The following is a 15256-nucleotide window of genomic DNA, read 5'->3' on the forward strand; positions in this document are numbered from 1 at the left end:
ACTCACCACCCGTCCTTGTCACGAGTACGGCCGGCGATCCAGTACCGCCGGGCCGCCCACGCGCCCACGCTCACGCCTATGACCAGGGCGAGGATATAGATCGTCCAGCGGACCACGGCCGAGCCGTACCCATAGCCGTTGCCAAGAACGAGGATGGCCATCACCACGGCGGCCAGCACGCTCGCGCCGGCGGCGGCGGCCAGGGCGATGCCCGCCATGCGAGCGACGCGCCTCCCACCGGTCGCGGCTGGTTTCCCCCGCGGGATCGTGATGCGGCCGACGATGGCCCTCGGGGGTTCGTCCACTGTGCCCAAGGTCTGCCGCACGGGCGTCCCGCTCGTGGACTCGGTCATGCAGATCCACTGCCGCCCGTGCGCGTACACGAGCATGCGGGTGGTGCCGTGCACGCGGAGAGCGGCGCACGGCCTGCCGTCGGGCAGGCGGCGGAGGCGGTAGCGGACGAACGGCAGCCAGGTGTCGAGCGCGTCCAGCAGTGCCGTCATCCGCTGGTCGGGCTGCTGCATGACGGGTCTGCGCGGTGTCGCACGGGGGATGCGGCGATCGGCGGGTCGGGTGGGAGGTGGTGGCGCAGCCGTAGCGCGTCGGGATAGGGGGACAGGTAGCTCTGCTCCCGCACGTATGCGGCATTCTGACCGTGCGCGTGGTGGCGCAGCAGCGTGGCGGGCACGCTGAGCGGCACGAGCCCGACCCGGTAGGACTCGACGAGCGTGAGCAGGTCGTCGCGGCGGACGGGGTCCAGGTCCAGCATTCCCAGGCAGTGCTGCAGGACGTTGACGTTCCTGCCGAGGCTGGCCCGTTTGGACAGAGCCTGGCGGAAGGTCTGCGCGTAGGCGGCGGCCAGTTCGGTCCTCGCAAGGGTGCCGGCGTCCGCCACGATACGGCCGGCCCGCCGGTACAGGTCGGGATCGTGGGCGAGGATCTGCATCTTGTGCCGTGCGTGGAAGGCGACCAGGTCGCGCGGGCGCCAGTCGCCGTCCAGCAGTTCACGCAGCCGGGCATGGGCGAAGATGCGCTCGACGAACGCCTCACGCAACAGCGCGTCGTTCAGCCGCCCCTCGTCCTCCACCGCCAGCAGCGGGTGCGCCCGGATGATCGATTCGGCGAACAGGCCCCTGTTGCGCCGGTCGATCGGCGGCCCCTGCGGCGGGTAGAGCGGTATCCCGTGGATGCCGCAGGTCGGGCTCTTGGCCTTGAACACGTAGCCGTCGGCGTCGAGGGTGGCGGCGCGCTCGCCGGCGAGCGCGCTCATCGCCTCGGTGAGGTCGTTACGGCTTGCGCGGGTCATCAGGCGCGGCCCGGACGGCGAGGTTTCCAGGCGCAGGGTCTCGCGCGGCGTGCCCAGGCCCAGCTCAACCTCCGGGCAGATGGGCACCCAGTCGACGTAGGGCGCCAGCGGGCCGGTGAGGAAACGGCTCCGGCTGTGGCCGCCGTTGAACCTGACCGGTTCGCCGAGCAGGCAGGTCGACACGGCGACCCTGGGCCTGGTCATGCGGCCGCCAGGAGGGTGTGCAGGCGGTGGAGGCCGCGTGCGGTACGGGCCTTGATCGTACCGAGCGGGACGTGCAGGCGCTCGGCGATCTCGCGCTGGCTCAGTTCGCCGAAGTAGGCCAGTTCGATGGCCTCGCGCTGGGGATCCGGCAGTTCGGCCAGGGCGCGCATCAACTGGTCGCGGTCGGCCAGTTGGTCGCTGTCGGCCCGTCCGTCGTGGCCTGGCACCTCGGGGATCGCCTCCAGGGCGACGGTGTTCAGGCGGCGTACGCGCAGGTAGTCGACGGCGCGTCGGTGGGCGATGCTCAGCAGCCAGGTTTCCAGGCTTCTGGCTGGATCGAAGCGGTCCCTGGAGCGCCAGACCTCTGCGAAGACGACCTGGGTGACGTCGTCGACTTCCTGTCGGGGGATCAGGCGGCGCAGGTAGGAGCGCACCAATGACGCGTGGGTGCCGAAGCACTCGCTGATGGCGTCCATCGGTCCTCCTTGGTCGGTCGCAAGATAACCTCTTCAAAACTTATTCAACCTGGAGCGGCTGAGTCTTGCAACCAAGTCCGTGGAGATTGCTTCGACCGGAGGCGTCCGTGTCGGATGTGGGCTTGCTCCGGTCGGCGGGTGAGGTGGTCTGAGGTCGGCCCGTCCTTCGCGCGCTCCCGGCCCCTTCCGGCCGAAGGTGCGGGCTGGGCTCCAGTCGCAGGTCAGGGCGCGTTCTGCTCCAAGTTCTGGGTAAGGAGAGACATCAACTGGGGCGCCACCAGGTCCGAAGGGCTGGTTCTCTCAAGGGTGCCGAATTGGCGGATGTTCGAGTGTGTCTGACTGTCGCCCTCCGCAAGCGAGCCCTCCTCGGTGCCGATGGGTTGACCGGCCGGGCTGAGCCGCATCGCTCACGAAATCTCTCTGAACCAGATTGAGATCCTGTCTTTTGCCCCCGTGCCGCCGATGCGACCCTCTGTTGGGTGTTGAGTTCTTGGCGGCAGCTCGTTCGGGGTTCCGGCGGGCACAACTTGATCCGGCTCGGGGTAGCTCTGATCGGTGCCGTTGTGGTGGCGGCGGTGAGCGCAACGGGCCTGGTCGTGCTCGCCCTCTTCGTTTTGGGTTTTCCGCAACTGGAGCGGCGCCTGGGTTGCCTCTCTCGACGTTCCTAGACTGTCGCTCGCGGCGATCGCTGGAGTGGGCGGAGTGGTCGCCCTGGTCGTTGCCTACCGTCGACAACTCGTCGCCGAAGCGACATCGAAGCTGGAACACGGCAAGGAGGGGCGCGAGCGAGATCGGGTTCTGAACGAACGGTTCGGCTCTGCCGCGACCCAGATCGGCGATGACCAGCCAACGGTTCAACTCGCCGGTATCCATGCCATGGCAGCCCTTGCCGACGACCGGCCCGAACAGCGGCAGACCTGCATCAATGTCCTGTGTGGCTTCCTGCGAATGCCCTATCAGCCCGACCCTGGGCCTGACGCACCCGCCGCTGAACAGATCGGATACGCGCAACGTCGCAACGTCCGGCACACGGCGATCGAAGTCATCCGCGATCACCTGAGCCCCGCAGCGTCGGGTCCTTTCTGGCACGACTGCCACTTCGACCTCAGGGGCACTGTGTTTGACGGAGGCGACTTCACCTGGGCTGTCGTTCCGGAAGGATGCTCGCTGAACTTTCTCGGCGCGAAGTTCGTGGCAGGGACAACCGACTTCTACGGGCTTCGCTGCTACGGAGGCGTAGTCAACTTCTGGCGTGTGGAGTTCATGGGCGGTGAGGTCCGCTTCTGGGGCGCTGAGTTTCTCAGTGGAGGGTTCGGTGAATGCACCTTCAGCGGCGGGAAGGTCGACTTCGGTTCGAAGCACTTTGGCGACGGCGAATCGTGGAGTACGGTGTTCGCCGCCGATACGGGCTTCCTGAGATGCAAGTTCACCGGGACCGAAGTGCTGTTCACCGGGGCGACCCTCAAGTCCGGACGAGTCCGATTCGACGGCGCAGAATTCTCCGGTGGACGGGTCGACTTCGCAGGTGTCAGCGTCGAGGCGGGTGCGGAACTCGATTTCTCGAACGTGTCTGTCTGGACGGCCCCGCCCGCGAACCTGCCAACCTCGACGCCGGAGGTGAAGCTGCCATCTTCCTCGGGCAGTCCCTGAAGCTATTCGTGCCTGACGGCCGATCAACGTGGAAATGTCGTCGTAGGTGCGTCCGTCGAGCTCGCGGACGCCGGCCTGCTTGAGAAGCACGAAACGCGGCTTTTCGGCAGCGCACCAACTCCCGTCCTGCTGGATCCAAAGGACTGGTGAGGGCTCGGGTAGTGCAGTCAATACATCGTGGGCCAGTCCGCTGCTCGTCATCCAAGGAGAGAACGGATCACCGGTCGGCTCGTCTCGGGTGAAGAGGTTTCCCGGGGGTCTTGCCGATCGACGGCGCGAGCCGCGTGCCGGAGGCGCGCGCGATCAAGGCGCCCGAGCGGAGCGAGGACCGACAGGGGTCGAGCTTCAGCTCGACTGGGAGAACAGCCTTGCCCCCACGCCCGAAGGGCGCGAAGGAGCTAGACCATGCTTGTGGACGATACTGGGATTGAACCAGTGACCTCTTCCGTGTCAGGGAAGCGCTCTCCCGCTGAGCTAATCGTCCCGGGTATTCAACTTGGAGGTGGAGACGGGATTTGAACCCGTGTGGACGGCTTTGCAGGCCGCTGCCTCGCCTCTCGGCCACTCCACCGAGCGAGGCCCAACGTGCGGCCTCTCCGAGCGGAAGACGGGATTCGAACCCGCGACCCTCACCTTGGCAAGGTGATGCTCTACCACTGAGCCACTTCCGCGTCCGCCGCGTTCAGCGGCGACACAGCAACTCTAGCGGGTTTTTGGAGTGGATGCTCACTTGCGCAGTTGCCGGGCGACGCTGCGTTCGGTCGCCGGGAGGCTGAGGAAGATCTCCAGGATGCGGGTCAGGCGGTGGACCTCGATCCGGTGGAAGGCGGGCCCGTCGGCCCTGGCCAGCATCAGCGTGAGGGCCAGCGGCGGCAGCGGGGCGTGGATGAGGTGCAGGCCGGTCTCCAGGGTGGTGGCCACCGGACGCGGCGGGTTCTCCGGCGGGAGGATGATCTCCTGTGGGGCTCGCCAGCTCGAATAAATCGTCGCCTCGGACGTGGCCGCGGCCGCCCAGTCGGCGCTGAACAGCACGGGCAGGGAGTCGATGAGCGTGGTCAGCGCGCGTTCGCCGGCTGTGGTGATGTATTTGAGGATTTCCAGCTCTGGGTAGGTTCCGGCGGCTTCGCGGGTGGCCCAGATCGCCTCGACGCGTACCCCCTGGACGGTCAGCAGGCTCTTGGCCAGCGTCTCCTTGGGGGTGCCGTCGGGGCAGAAGACGGTGATGTCGTCGACGGCCCGCCCGCCGCCGCGCTCCAGCACGGTGAGCTGCGTGATGTCGGCCCCGGCCACGCCCAGCACCCGGGTGACCTGACCGAGCGAACCCGGCCGGTCGGGCAGCGTGAGCCGTAGTCGCAGCAGCATCGTTCGCCTCCCCATCGATCGCAGCTCACAGCGTATCCGCGATGGTCGTTCATGGTGCTGTCATCACGAATCTGGGCGACTTTCTGGTACGGCACGCACCTCCGCAAACATGGCCAGCCGGTCGTCCGCCCACAGGACGGCGGCGTCGTAGTCCACGGTGCCGAGCACGGTCAGGCCGCCGGGGCCGGGATTCTCCACGAGGTCGGCCAGCGACGGTGTGGCGACCACGCTGACGTAGCCGACGCACCACTCGGCGATCTCCGCCTCGCGCTCCGACCAGAACGTGTGGATGATCTCCAGCGCACCCTTCTCCGGCGCCTGGCGTTCGCGCTGGTCCACGACGACGGCGAAGCGCCGGTTCTCGGCCTGGGCGCGGCCGAGGACCTCGCGCATGCCGTCGTTGAGCCGGTTGGCCTCCTCGACGGTGAGGCGGCCGTTCTGGGCGGCGGTGACCAGGGGCCACCGATCGAGGTCGACGTGGTTGCCCACAAACTCTCCTTAAGCGATCAGAATCAGCACAATCTACATTAGGCGAGGCTAACCTAAGCGGCTGGGTTCGTCCCGCGGAGAGAAGTCGGCTACAACTGAACGGGTGAAGATTGGGCCGATAGGGGTGTGGCCGCCGGTCGTGCTGGCGCCGATGGCGGGGATCACGAACGCCCCGTTCCGCGTGCTCTGCCGTGAGCAGGGCGCGGGACTGTTCGTGTGCGAGATGATCACCACCCGGGCGCTGGTGGAGCGCAACCCCAAGACGCTCAGGATGATCAGGTTCGCCGACTCGGAGCGGCCGCGCAGCATCCAGCTCTACGGCGTCGACCCCGAGACGGTGGGGCGGGCGGTCAAGATGATCGCCGAGGAGGACCTGGCCGACCACGTCGACCTCAACTTCGGCTGCCCGGTGCCCAAGGTGACCAGGCGCGGGGGCGGTTCGGCGCTGCCGTACAAGCGCAATCTGCTGCGGCGGATCCTGCGCGAGGCGGTGCGCAACGCGGGCCCGCTGCCCGTCACGATGAAGATGCGCAAGGGCATCGACGACGACCACCTCACCTACCTCGACGCCGGGCGCATCGCGGTCGAGGAGGGTGTCGCGGCGATCGCGCTGCACGCGCGCACCGCCAAGCAGCACTACGGCGGGTACGCCGACTGGCCGGCGATCGCGCGGCTCAAGGAGGCGGTGCCCGAGGTGCCGGTGCTCGGCAACGGCGACATCTGGAGCGCCGACGACGCGCTGCGCATGGTCGCGGAGACCGGCTGCGACGGCGTCGTGGTGGGGCGGGGGTGCCTCGGGCGGCCGTGGTTGTTCCGCGATCTGGAGAACGCCTTCAACGGCGATCCGTCGCGCGCGACGCCGTCCCTGGGCGAGGTGGCCGATGTCATGGAACGGCACGCCGCCGGGCTGGTCGCCTGCTTCGACACCGAGCGGTACGCGGTGGCCGACTTCCGCAAGCACGTCGGCTGGTACCTCAAGGGCTTCACCGTCGGCTCGGAACTGCGCCGCGCGATGACCACGGCCGAGTCGCTGGACGAACTGCGCGCCGCCCTGGCCAGGCTCGACCGCGACCAGCCGTGGCCGCCCAACACCGACACCCCGCGTGGCAAGTCGGGCGAGCGCGACCGGGTGCACCTGCCGGACGGCTGGCTGGACGACCCGTGGGACAGCCACGTGCCCGCCGACGCCGAGTCCGACATCTCCGGCGGCTAAAGCAACCAGGGCGGTTAGGGGAGCCAGCCCGCCTCGGTGGCGATGCGGACGGCGTCCACCCGGTTGCGGGCGTTCAGCTTCATGACGATCGCCGTCAGGTAGTTGCGCACGGTGCCCACCGACAGCCCGAGACCGGCCGCGATCTCCGGGGCCTCCGCGCCGTTCGCGGCGAAGCGCAGCACCTCCAGCTCACGCGGCGACAGCGGGTTGTCGCCCGCGTCCCAGGCGGTCAGCGCGAGCTGCGGATCGACCACCCGCCGCCCCGAGGACACCTCGCGCACCGCCTCGGCCAGCCGCGCGGACGGCGAGTCCTTCAGCAGGAAGCCGGAGACCGAAGCCGACAGCGCCCTGCGCACGGTGCCGGGACGGCTCAGACCGGTCAGGATGAGCGTCTTGCACGTGGGCAGCGCCTCGTGCAGGAGCTGGGCGGCGGTGAGGCCGTCGATCGCGGGCAGGTCGATGTCGATGATGGCCACGTCGGGCCGGTGCCGCATGGCGAGCGGAAGGATCATGTCGCCGCGCTCGGCCTGCGCCACGACGGTGAGATCGGTTTCGAGCTCGATCAGCGCCGCGAGGGCGCCGCGCACCATGCGGACGTCCTCCGCGATTAGGATCTTCAGAACACGCACTGACCCATCCGAACAGCAGATTGTCTGGTCCGGCCGACCCCTCGCGTGCTCATGGGCGTGGCCTGAACCTGATCGTAAGTCGTCGCGACAGGGCCGTCTAGGAGGCGGCGGGCACCCGCGCGAGCACCACGAACCAGCCGTCCTCGCCGGGACCGGCGGTGAGCGTGCCGCCGATCCCCTCCACCCGGGCGCGCAGGTTCGGCAGGCCGGTCCCGCCGGGACGAGGCATCGCGCCGGGCTCGGCGCCGTCGTTGGACACCCGCAGGCGCACCGCCCCCTCTCCCGCCTCCGCCTCGATGACGCAGCGGGTGGCCTTGCTGTGGCGCAGCACGTTCGTGATGGCCTCGCGCAGGACGATGCCGAGCACGGTCTCCACGTACGGCGGCAGCGGCCCGCAGGCCAGGTCGAGGGTGGCGTCGATGTCGGCGGAGGCCAGCGTCGACATCGACGACTCGCCCTCGGCGGCCAGCGACATCGCGTGGGAGCCGCTGGCCGCGCCGCCCACGTCGATGAGCGCCTGCCGGGCGATCTCCAGCGACTCCTCGGCCTCCGCGCGGGCGCGTTCGGGGGCGGCGGGCAGCAGCCGGTAGGTCAGCTCGGTCTTGAGCGTGATCGCCGACAGGTTGTAGCCGAGCAGGTCGTGCAGGTCGCGGGCCACGCGCAGCCGTTCGCGCACGACCGCCATCCTGGCCAGCGAGCCCCGCGCCGCGTGGATCTCGAAGACGAGGGCCTGCAGGGAGCTGATGCCGTACACGACCAGGCCGGTGAGCAGGGTGAAGACGCCCGCGTAGACGACCGAGATGGGCGCGAGGCCGGCGGCGGCGGTCGCGGCGGCGATGCTGGCCGCCACCGCCGCGTACAGAATCCAGCGCAGCGGGCCCGCCACCCACAGCAGGATCGAACCGGCGAGGAAGCCGGCCATCGCGCCCCACCGCTGGCCGGCCCACAGCAGCGGCAGGTAGGTGGCGGCGGCCTGGGCCGACAGGGTGACGGCCCGGGTGCGGGACGGCCAGCGTCGCGGCAGGTCGGAGGAGTGCGCGAGCTGCAGGGCCGACACCACGGCGAAGCAGACCGCCGCCCCGGCCAGGCCGGCGCCGCCCAGACCCTCCGACACCGAGAACAGCATGGTCACGCTGGCATAGGCGGTCAGCACGACGACGGTCATGACGACCGCGGTGCGGGGCGCCAGGGGAGCGGGGCGGCCGGGCGGAGCCGTACCGGCGATCTCGACGGAGGTCTGGCCGGACGGCGGCGCGGCGTCGGCGATCGCGAGCGGCACCCGCGCGGCGAGCAGGAACCTGCCGCCCGCCTCGTCCAGGGCCGACAGGGCGCCGCCCACCGCCTCCACGCGCAGCCGCAGGCTCTCCAGCGCGGTGCCGGAGGCGGCGGCGACGCCGTGTACGCCGTCGTTGACCACGCTCAGCAGCGCGCGGCCGTCCGCCACGCGCACCTCGATCCGGCACGAGCGGGCGTCGCTGTGGCGCAGCACGTTGGTGACCGCCTCGCGGAGCACGATCGCCAGCACGGTGTCGGCCTCGTCGGGCAGCGCGCCGTCAGGGAGCACCGCCTCGGCGTCGATCCCGGCCGAGACCAGCGTGGACAGCGCCGTCTCCGCCTCGGCCGCCAGCGACATCCGCCGGTAGCCCCAGGCCGCCGCCCGTACGTCGGCCAGCGCCTGGCGGGCGGTCTGCAGCGCCTCGCCCACCTCGGCCCTGGCCGGTCCGGGGTGGGCGGGCAGCAGCCGGGAGACCCGCCCGATCGTGCGGGTGATCGTGGAGAGGTTGGTGCCGAGCAGGTCGCGCAGGTTCCTGGCCACGCGCAGTTGCTCGCGCACCACGGCCATCCTGGCCAGTTCGCCGCGGGCGGCGTGCGCCTCGGCGACCATGGAGGCCAGCGAGCTGACGCCGTACACGATCAGGCCGCTCAGCAGCGTGGACTCCGCCAGCCAGAACGCCGTCGCGGGCGCCACCCCGTGCGCGACGGCCAGCGGCGGGACGCTCGCGCCGACGGCCAGGTACAGCGCCCAGCGCACCGGACCGGGCACCGCCAGCAGCATCGAGCCCGCCAGGAACCCGGCCATCCCGCCCCAGGGCCCCATCCACAGCATCGGCAGGTACGTGGCCGCCGCCTGCGTGCCCAGCGTCAGCAGCCGTAACCACCACGACCAGGTACGCGGCTCGCGCGTCGAGTGCACGAGCTGCAGCGCGACGACCACCGCGAAGCACGCGGCGAACCCGGGCAGGCCGTCGCTGGTGGGGTTCCAGACGACGTTGATGAGCATGTCGAGCGCGAACCCGGCGACCACGGCCAGCGTGATCGCCACCGGGCTGCGGGGCAGGAGGCGCTCCCGTTCGCCCGCCGAGCCCAACGCGATCCAGGTCATCCCTATCGGTCCCCCGGGTGTCGTCCTGATGCACCCCGGCCACGCGCCATACCCGAACGCGTCAACCCTAACCCGGCCGCCCCCGCCTGGCGCGGGCCAGCAGCGGCGCGGCCCGCGCCGGCCAGTCGGCCCCGTTGGCGGGATACCGTTCGCCCGCGCGCCGTCCCGGTCCTGGGGGTCGCTCCTCCGCCGCGCCGACGGCCAGGGCGGTGAGGCTCGACTCGGCCCGCCAGTCGATGCCGAGCACGCGGGCGGTGCCGTCGATGTCGCCGCCGTCGGCGGGCCGGGCGCGCAGGCCCATCGCGGTGGCCACCAGCGACAGCGAGTGCACCAGCAGCCCGAGGTCCTTGAGCGCGAGCACGTAGCCGAGGCCGTCGTACTTCCAGGACAGCCGCCGGAACCGTGCGGTGACGACGATCAGCAGCGGCGGCGGGCCGGGCAGGTTGGCGGCGATGGCGGCGGCGTCGAGCAGCTCGGCCGTGCCTGGGGTGGCCAGCAGTTCCAGGCGGTGGCCGAGCGGGTCGTAGTGGTAGACGCCGCGGGCCAGGCCGGCGCACCGGTGCACCGCCACGTAGAGCTCGAAGGGGTAGCAGCCGCCGCTGCTGGCGTAGGGGCGCTCGCTCAGCTCGGCCTGCGGATGGTCGGCGGGACGGCGCAGCGCGCGCACCCGGGCCGTCCGGTAGAGCAGCTCGCCGAGGTCGCGCGCGGTCGGCGGCGCGGTGGCGAAGCCCGTCCCGCAGGACCCGGCCTCCAGGACCGCGCTCAGCGGCGGGTCGGCCGCGAGGATCTCCTTCCAGTCCGGGCGGGGCAGCGCGACCGCGGGCCCGGCGGCGGGCGTCACCACCGGCTCGTCGGGCTCCCGGTCGCCGTGCGGGTAGGTGGCGCCGTAGTCGCCGTCGTGGCGGCCGAGCGTGGAGCGCGTGTGGAACATCAGGTCCAGCGGCGACCAGGACGCCAGCACCGGGTCCTCGTCCTCGGCGAAGCGCGGCGCCGGGTCCCGTGCCACCACCGCCATGCCGGCCGCGACCAGGTGGGCGAGCAGGGCGGCGAGCGGTTCGGGTATCTCCTCGGGCAGGATCGGCGCGCCCAGCGCGGACAGCAGCCACAGCGCCCTGCGCCCGTGCAGCACCACCCGGTGCAGCGACAGCGGGGACTCCAGCCGGTAAGACGTGCCGTCCGTGGTCAGCGTGGCGAACCGCGACAGCCGTACCGGGAGGCCGGGGGGCGGCTCCACCGGCAGGAAGCGGGCCTGCGGGGTGAGCGGCACCACCGACAGCACCAGCTCGTCGGGGCTGAACCCCACCGAGCGCACCACCATGTGCGCGCAGCGCTCCAGGAGCCGGGCGAGCGTCGCCCGGTCGGCCGGGTCGGCGGGCACGTTCTCCAGCCGGATCGGGCCGAGCGTCATTCGCCGAAGCGCCTCGCGCACCGCCGGGCGCTGCGGCGCCAGCACCACGTCGTCCCACCGTCCGCGCAGGGTGAGCCGCCCGGTGTCCTCGTCGGTCTCGACCAGGACGTCCTCGCGGAACGACCACAGCTCCAGCCTGGCCGCCCTCACAGGAACAGCGGGACGGGATTGAGCCGCTCGTAGGGCGTCGGCTCGGCCAGGCGGCCCGCCCGCACCGGCGCGTCGTAGAGGCGGCCCGGCGCGAAGCGCGCCCAGAAGTGCCGCAGGCCCGGTACGACCACCTTGACCACGGGCAGCCCGATGTCGGGCCTGGTCTGGTCCAGGACCAGCACGTCCAGCCCGTGCGAGCGGGCCAGCGCCGTGAGGGCGGAAACGTCCTCGCGCACGTCCGCGCCGGGCGGGCGCCGGACGTCGAGCTCCGTCCGTGCGCGTCCCGTCTCGGGCAGCAGGTACGGCAGGCCGTCCACCCTGGCCCGCCGCCACCACGCGACCAGGCGCGGATCGGCGGCCCCGTACCCGGTGCCGTCCGGCCGTGAGCCCAGCACCGCGGGCAGCAGTTGCCCGTGCTCGGCCAGCGCCCTGCGGACCGCCACCCTAGGGTCGAAGTGGGCGCCGAAGCCCAGCATGATGTCCTCGGGCGCCCGGTCCGTCCGCCGCGAGAGCGCCGCCATCACGGGGACGCCCAGGTCGCTGGTGAGGTCGAGGACCCAGATCTCCCTGTTCAGCTCGCGGTGGCGGGCGACCAGCCCGCCGACCACGGGGTCGCCGAGCGCGTCCAGGTCGACGCCGGGATGGCGGGTGCGGTTGTACCACCACTGGGCGACCGCGTCCCGTTCGACCAGTTCCAGGAAGCCCTGGACGATCGCGTCCTCCCGGCTGGCGCCCGCGGCGTTGCCGTTGGAGTCGGCGCGGGCGAAGACGGGGGCGTGGGCCTGCCGTACGCCGTGGTAGTAGAGCAGTTCGGTGGGCAGCAGCCGCTCGCGGCCGGTCAGGAGCGAGTGCACGGGCGTCCACTCGAGCACGGCGTGCTCGTCGAAGGGCTCGGGGACGAACTGGCAGTCCATGTGCCGGGCGTTCCACTGCTCGCGGTCGCGGTACTGGCGTTCGTGGAAGAGCATGACCTCGTTCGGATGGACGGCCTGCCCGCCCAGGCCCGCCAGGCTGTCGCGGACGGTGAACTCCTCGCCCAGCCGCGAGCCGCAGTGGCGTTCGACCGCCTCGCACAGCGCGCTCACCCTGGCGTGCAGGTCGGTGACGCCCTTGCCGCCGCTGTGGCGGCGCAGGCCCGCGCGGATGCCGGGCAGGCCGCCCGCGGCCATCGCCAGGTTGGGTCCCGACAGGTAGCAGTGCAGGAAGGCGGGGCTGCGGGGGTCGCGCCTGACCCGCTCGACCACGCCGGTCAGCGGGTCGGCCAGGTGCGCGTACCGCTCCCACATCGTCTCCGGCGCCAGCGCGCGGTGCTCGCCTGGAGCCTTGGGACGCGAGCGCGGGCGCGGGGGAGCGGGCGGGGGCGGCTCCGGGTCGCCGCAGGCCGGGCACTGCGGGCGGCGGGTCACCGGGTGGCGGGCGGACTCCAGCGTGAGCGTGTTGAGGGTCCAGATCTCGTTCTGGCCGGGATGGCGGTGGCCGGCCAGCCACTTGGCCGCTTCGAGCACCGCCGCCTGCAGGCCGATGGCGGTCGTGGCGGGCAGCGAGGTCTCCGGCGGACGGCACGGCCGGTCGTGCCCGCCGGCGCGCTCCAGATAGGACTCCACCATGCGCCGCCCGCCGAGCCGCGCCGTCAGGCACGAAAGGCACGGGCCGTCGCCCGGCTGGAAGAACGGGCCGACCCAGATGTCGGCGCCCGTCGGCTTGGCCGGCAGCCATGCCCGGCCCTCCGCCAGTTGGCGGGCGTTGAACGCGGCCAGCCGGGGGTCGAGGTAGTCGTCGCAGAGAACCAGGGGGAAGGCGGCGGCGTCGCCCAGGACGAGCCCGGCCTCACGGCAGGCGCGGGCGGCGGCCGCCGGGTCGAGGTTGCCCAGGACCGTCAGCGCGACCGGGCGCGCGGCCAGGCCGGTGGCGACCTCGTCGGCGTCGAGCCCGGCCAGGTCCCAGTACGCCCCCGCGGGGGTGCCGGACCGTGAGCGGTAGGCGATCAGGTCGGCGTCGGCCAGGCGGCCGAGCAGGCTGCCCACGCGGCGGGCGGGCAGCTCCGGCGCCAGCTCCCGTTCGAGCTGGCCGAGGCTGCGGGTGCCGTTGAGCAGCGGCGCCAGCCGGTCGATGCCGGTGCCGGACAGCGCGATGGTCCCGCGGGCCGAGACCAGGAACACCCCCTCGCCGGGGACGGTCTCGGCCCGCAGGTGCCGCTTGAACGCGATCGGCCGGTCGGCGGTCATCGCGCGAAGCCGGAGGTGCACCACGTGGGCGCCGCGAAGGCGGGAGCGTCACCGAGATCCTCGATGACGAGATCGTCCGCCACGCCGCCGTCGGCTTCCCATCGTGCGACCACGTCGAATGCCATGATGTCCTCCACTGGTCGGTGCGGCAATTGTCGGCCCATTGCCGGCGCCCTGTGAAGTTGCCCGATCACGGCTCGGGCATGAATCTTTCACGGGCGAATACGTGACCACATCCGTAGGCAGGAAGCGCGGTCCGCGACAACACTGGCCGAAGCATCGTCAAACGGATCGGAGAAAAGCCGTGCGCCAGTCGGCCCAGCGCAGGAAGCCGCGGCGGAAACCGGACTTCACGCTGGATCTCCGCACTCCGACCGGCCGTCCGCTGCCTTTTTGAGGCGGCACTTCTCTAAACGGAATCAGGAATGAACATCTATCTGGATTCAGCCAGGAAAGAAGACGCGGAAGCGGCCGTCCGGCTCGGCTTCGTCGGCGGCATGACCACCAATCCGACCCTCATGCGTAAAGTGACCGACGATCCGCTGCAGCACGCCAAGGAACTGCTCGCGGCCACGGATTTCGCCGAGTTCTATTACCAGCCGAGCGGCCGTTACGCGAGCGCGCTGGAGGAGGCCGAGACGGCGTGGTCGCTCGACCCCGACCGGGTCGTGCTGAAGATCCCCGCCACGCCGGGCGGCGCCACGCTCGCCCGCCACCTGCGCGACAGGAACGTTCCGGTCGCGCTGACCGCCGCCCAGTCGCCCAGCACGATGGCCGTGGCCGAGGCGCTCGGCTGCCTGGCCGTCATCCCCTACCTCGACCGGGCATGGCGCGACCAGCGGACCCCGAGCGACCTGGTCGCCCGGCTGGCCGCGACGCGCAGGAAGAACACACGGATCGTGGCCGCCTCGGTGAAGCACGCCGGGCAGTTCGCCGCCGCCTTCGCCGAGGGGGCGGACGCGGTGACGGCGCCGCTGGCCGTACTGGAGGAGCTGCTCGCGCACCCGGCGGCGCTCGAGGCCGAGCGCGCCTTCGCGGCCGAGTACGGGGAGGCCTGATGTACGAGGCCGTGCTCTTCGACATGGACGGGGTCGTCGTCGACACCGAGCAGTCGGTGACGGACTTCTGGCAGCGGCTGGCCGGCGCCGAGGGCTACACGCTCAGCGGGCCCGAGCTGGAACGCCACGTCTTCGGCCACCGCGCCGACCACACGCTGCGCAAGCTGTTCCCGCAGATCCCCGCCTCCCGCTACGACGAGGTCTACCGGAGCCTGCGCGCCGACCAGGAGAGCCTGCGCTACCGCGCCATGCCCGGCGCCCGCCGGGTGCTGGCCGAGCTGGGGGCCGCAGGCGTCCCGCTGGCCCTGGTGACCGGCGCCCAGGACTGGAAGGCCGCCGAGGTGCTCGCCCAACTCGACCTGCGCGAGACCTTCGGGGTGGTGATCTGCGCCGACGACGTCTCGCTCGGCAAGCCGCACCCCGCCTGCTACGAGCTGGCGGCCGAGCGGCTGGACGTCGCGACCCGCTCCTGCCTCGTCTTCGAGGACGCGGTCAGCGGCGTCAGCGCCGCGGTGAGCGCCGGGGCCGCCTGCGTGGCGCTGGCCGTGCCGCAGCGCGCCGCGCAGGTGCTCGGCGCGGGCGCGCGCACGGTCGTGGCCGACTTCGACGAGGTCGCCTTCGACGCCGGACGGCGCGCCCTGCGCGCGGGCGGCGAGGAGTTCGCCTTCGCCCGCCAGCGCCTCGGCGCCCACTGAAGGGAGCC

Annotated in this window: 14 protein-coding genes and 3 tRNA genes; 4 read left to right on the forward strand and 13 right to left on the reverse strand. The window is 71.7% G+C overall.

From position 1 onward, the window contains the following. Positions 1-2 precede the first annotated feature (2 nt). Genes ACIBEJ_RS14500 through ACIBEJ_RS14510 form a run of 3 tightly spaced genes read right to left on the reverse strand, consistent with a single transcriptional unit; the run spans position 3 to position 1986 of the window. Entirely contained in the window at positions 3-524 is a 522-nt protein-coding gene (locus ACIBEJ_RS14500; protein ID WP_397183159.1) for a hypothetical protein, read from the reverse strand. Further along, positions 500-1510 (reverse strand): YbgA family protein, encoded by a 1011-nt coding sequence (locus tag ACIBEJ_RS14505; protein WP_397183160.1) that lies wholly within the window; start codon positions 1508-1510, stop codon positions 500-502. Before ACIBEJ_RS14505 ends, ACIBEJ_RS14500 begins: the two co-directional genes overlap by 25 nt. Further along, positions 1507-1986, reverse strand: coding sequence for an RNA polymerase sigma factor (locus ACIBEJ_RS14510; protein WP_397183161.1), 480 nt, complete (start codon positions 1984-1986; stop codon positions 1507-1509). The genes ACIBEJ_RS14505 and ACIBEJ_RS14510 overlap by 4 nt, the downstream gene beginning before the upstream one ends. Positions 1987-2688: 702 nt before the next feature. Between ACIBEJ_RS14510 and ACIBEJ_RS14515 the strand changes: the two genes are divergently transcribed. Then, positions 2689-3636, forward strand: coding sequence for a hypothetical protein (locus tag ACIBEJ_RS14515; protein WP_397183162.1), 948 nt, complete (start codon positions 2689-2691; stop codon positions 3634-3636). Positions 3637-4048: 412 nt separating this feature from the next. On the opposite strand, the gene ACIBEJ_RS14520 is transcribed toward ACIBEJ_RS14515, so the two are convergent. The 5 genes from ACIBEJ_RS14520 to ACIBEJ_RS14540 all read right to left on the reverse strand — a co-directional run bounded on the left by ACIBEJ_RS14520 (position 4049) and on the right by ACIBEJ_RS14540 (position 5487). Continuing rightward, positions 4049-4120 (reverse strand) — tRNA-Val (locus ACIBEJ_RS14520). A gap of 13 nt (positions 4121-4133) precedes the next feature. Then, positions 4134-4207: transfer RNA gene (locus ACIBEJ_RS14525), tRNA-Cys, on the reverse strand. A 28-nt stretch (positions 4208-4235) separates the two neighbouring features. Then, positions 4236-4307 (reverse strand) — tRNA-Gly (locus ACIBEJ_RS14530). A 55-nt stretch (positions 4308-4362) separates the two neighbouring features. Continuing rightward, positions 4363-4998 (reverse strand): amino acid-binding protein, encoded by a 636-nt coding sequence (locus ACIBEJ_RS14535; protein WP_397183163.1) that lies wholly within the window; start codon positions 4996-4998, stop codon positions 4363-4365. 63 nt (positions 4999-5061) lie between these two features. Next, positions 5062-5487 (reverse strand): hypothetical protein, encoded by a 426-nt coding sequence (locus ACIBEJ_RS14540; RefSeq protein ID WP_397183164.1) that lies wholly within the window; start codon positions 5485-5487, stop codon positions 5062-5064. 103 nt (positions 5488-5590) lie between these two features. Between ACIBEJ_RS14540 and dusB the strand changes: the two genes are divergently transcribed. Then, positions 5591-6700 carry a tRNA dihydrouridine synthase DusB gene (gene dusB, locus ACIBEJ_RS14545; RefSeq protein WP_397183165.1) on the forward strand — a complete coding sequence of 370 codons (1110 nt, stop codon included), beginning with the start codon at positions 5591-5593 and terminating at the stop codon, positions 6698-6700. Between the two features lie 14 nt (positions 6701-6714). Here dusB and ACIBEJ_RS14550 read toward each other — a convergent pair whose 3' ends face one another. From ACIBEJ_RS14550 to ACIBEJ_RS14570, 5 genes are all read right to left on the reverse strand, one after another. Beyond that, the gene (locus ACIBEJ_RS14550; RefSeq protein ID WP_397183166.1) at positions 6715-7329 is read right to left on the reverse strand and encodes a DNA-binding response regulator; all 615 of its coding nucleotides are present in this window, start codon (positions 7327-7329) and stop codon (positions 6715-6717) included. Positions 7330-7426: 97 nt separating this feature from the next. Further along, positions 7427-9712, reverse strand: a complete 2286-nt coding sequence (locus tag ACIBEJ_RS14555; RefSeq protein WP_397183167.1) for a sensor histidine kinase — start codon at positions 9710-9712, stop codon at positions 7427-7429. 67 nt (positions 9713-9779) lie between these two features. Continuing rightward, the gene (locus ACIBEJ_RS14560; protein WP_397183168.1) at positions 9780-11270 is read right to left on the reverse strand and encodes a SagB family peptide dehydrogenase; all 1491 of its coding nucleotides are present in this window, start codon (positions 11268-11270) and stop codon (positions 9780-9782) included. Continuing rightward, positions 11267-13495 (reverse strand): TOMM precursor leader peptide-binding protein, encoded by a 2229-nt coding sequence (locus ACIBEJ_RS14565; RefSeq protein WP_397183169.1) that lies wholly within the window; start codon positions 13493-13495, stop codon positions 11267-11269. Before ACIBEJ_RS14565 ends, ACIBEJ_RS14560 begins: the two co-directional genes overlap by 4 nt. Then, positions 13492-13620 carry a hypothetical protein gene (locus ACIBEJ_RS14570; RefSeq protein WP_397183170.1) on the reverse strand — a complete coding sequence of 43 codons (129 nt, stop codon included), beginning with the start codon at positions 13618-13620 and terminating at the stop codon, positions 13492-13494. Before ACIBEJ_RS14570 ends, ACIBEJ_RS14565 begins: the two co-directional genes overlap by 4 nt. Before the next feature lie 300 nt (positions 13621-13920). Here ACIBEJ_RS14570 and ACIBEJ_RS14575 point away from each other — a divergent pair, with 300 nt between their 5' ends. Together ACIBEJ_RS14575 and ACIBEJ_RS14580 are read left to right on the forward strand one after the other, a co-directional pair. Next, positions 13921-14553 (forward strand): transaldolase family protein, encoded by a 633-nt coding sequence (locus ACIBEJ_RS14575; RefSeq protein ID WP_397183171.1) that lies wholly within the window; start codon positions 13921-13923, stop codon positions 14551-14553. Next, a complete protein-coding gene (locus ACIBEJ_RS14580) occupies positions 14553-15248 on the forward strand; it encodes an HAD family hydrolase (protein ID WP_397183172.1) in 696 nt (231 codons plus the stop codon). Before ACIBEJ_RS14575 ends, ACIBEJ_RS14580 begins: the two co-directional genes overlap by 1 nt. Positions 15249-15256 lie beyond the last annotated feature (8 nt).

The sequence above is a fragment of the Nonomuraea sp. NPDC050790 genome (assembly GCF_044456745.1).
Taxonomy (GTDB): Bacteria; Actinomycetota; Actinomycetes; order Streptosporangiales; family Streptosporangiaceae; genus Nonomuraea.

What these genes read in the sequence shown, in the direction of transcription:
- ACIBEJ_RS14505 (WP_397183160.1), bottom strand. Translation starts at nt 1,510, where the DNA reads ATGACCAGGCCCAGGGTCGCCGTGTCGACCTGCCTGCTCGGCGAACCG.
- ACIBEJ_RS14510 (WP_397183161.1), bottom strand. Translation starts at nt 1,986, where the DNA reads ATGGACGCCATCAGCGAGTGCTTCGGCACCCACGCGTCATTGGTGCGC.
- ACIBEJ_RS14575 (WP_397183171.1), top strand. Translation starts at nt 13,921, where the DNA reads ATGAACATCTATCTGGATTCAGCCAGGAAAGAAGACGCGGAAGCGGCC.
- ACIBEJ_RS14535 (WP_397183163.1), bottom strand. Translation starts at nt 4,998, where the DNA reads ATGCTGCTGCGACTACGGCTCACGCTGCCCGACCGGCCGGGTTCGCTC.
- ACIBEJ_RS14500 (WP_397183159.1), bottom strand. Translation starts at nt 524, where the DNA reads ATGCAGCAGCCCGACCAGCGGATGACGGCACTGCTGGACGCGCTCGAC.
- ACIBEJ_RS14565 (WP_397183169.1), bottom strand. Translation starts at nt 13,495, where the DNA reads ATGACCGCCGACCGGCCGATCGCGTTCAAGCGGCACCTGCGGGCCGAG.
- ACIBEJ_RS14580 (WP_397183172.1), top strand. Translation starts at nt 14,553, where the DNA reads ATGTACGAGGCCGTGCTCTTCGACATGGACGGGGTCGTCGTCGACACC.
- ACIBEJ_RS14570 (WP_397183170.1), bottom strand. Translation starts at nt 13,620, where the DNA reads ATGGCATTCGACGTGGTCGCACGATGGGAAGCCGACGGCGGCGTGGCG.
- ACIBEJ_RS14555 (WP_397183167.1), bottom strand. Translation starts at nt 9,712, where the DNA reads ATGACCTGGATCGCGTTGGGCTCGGCGGGCGAACGGGAGCGCCTCCTG.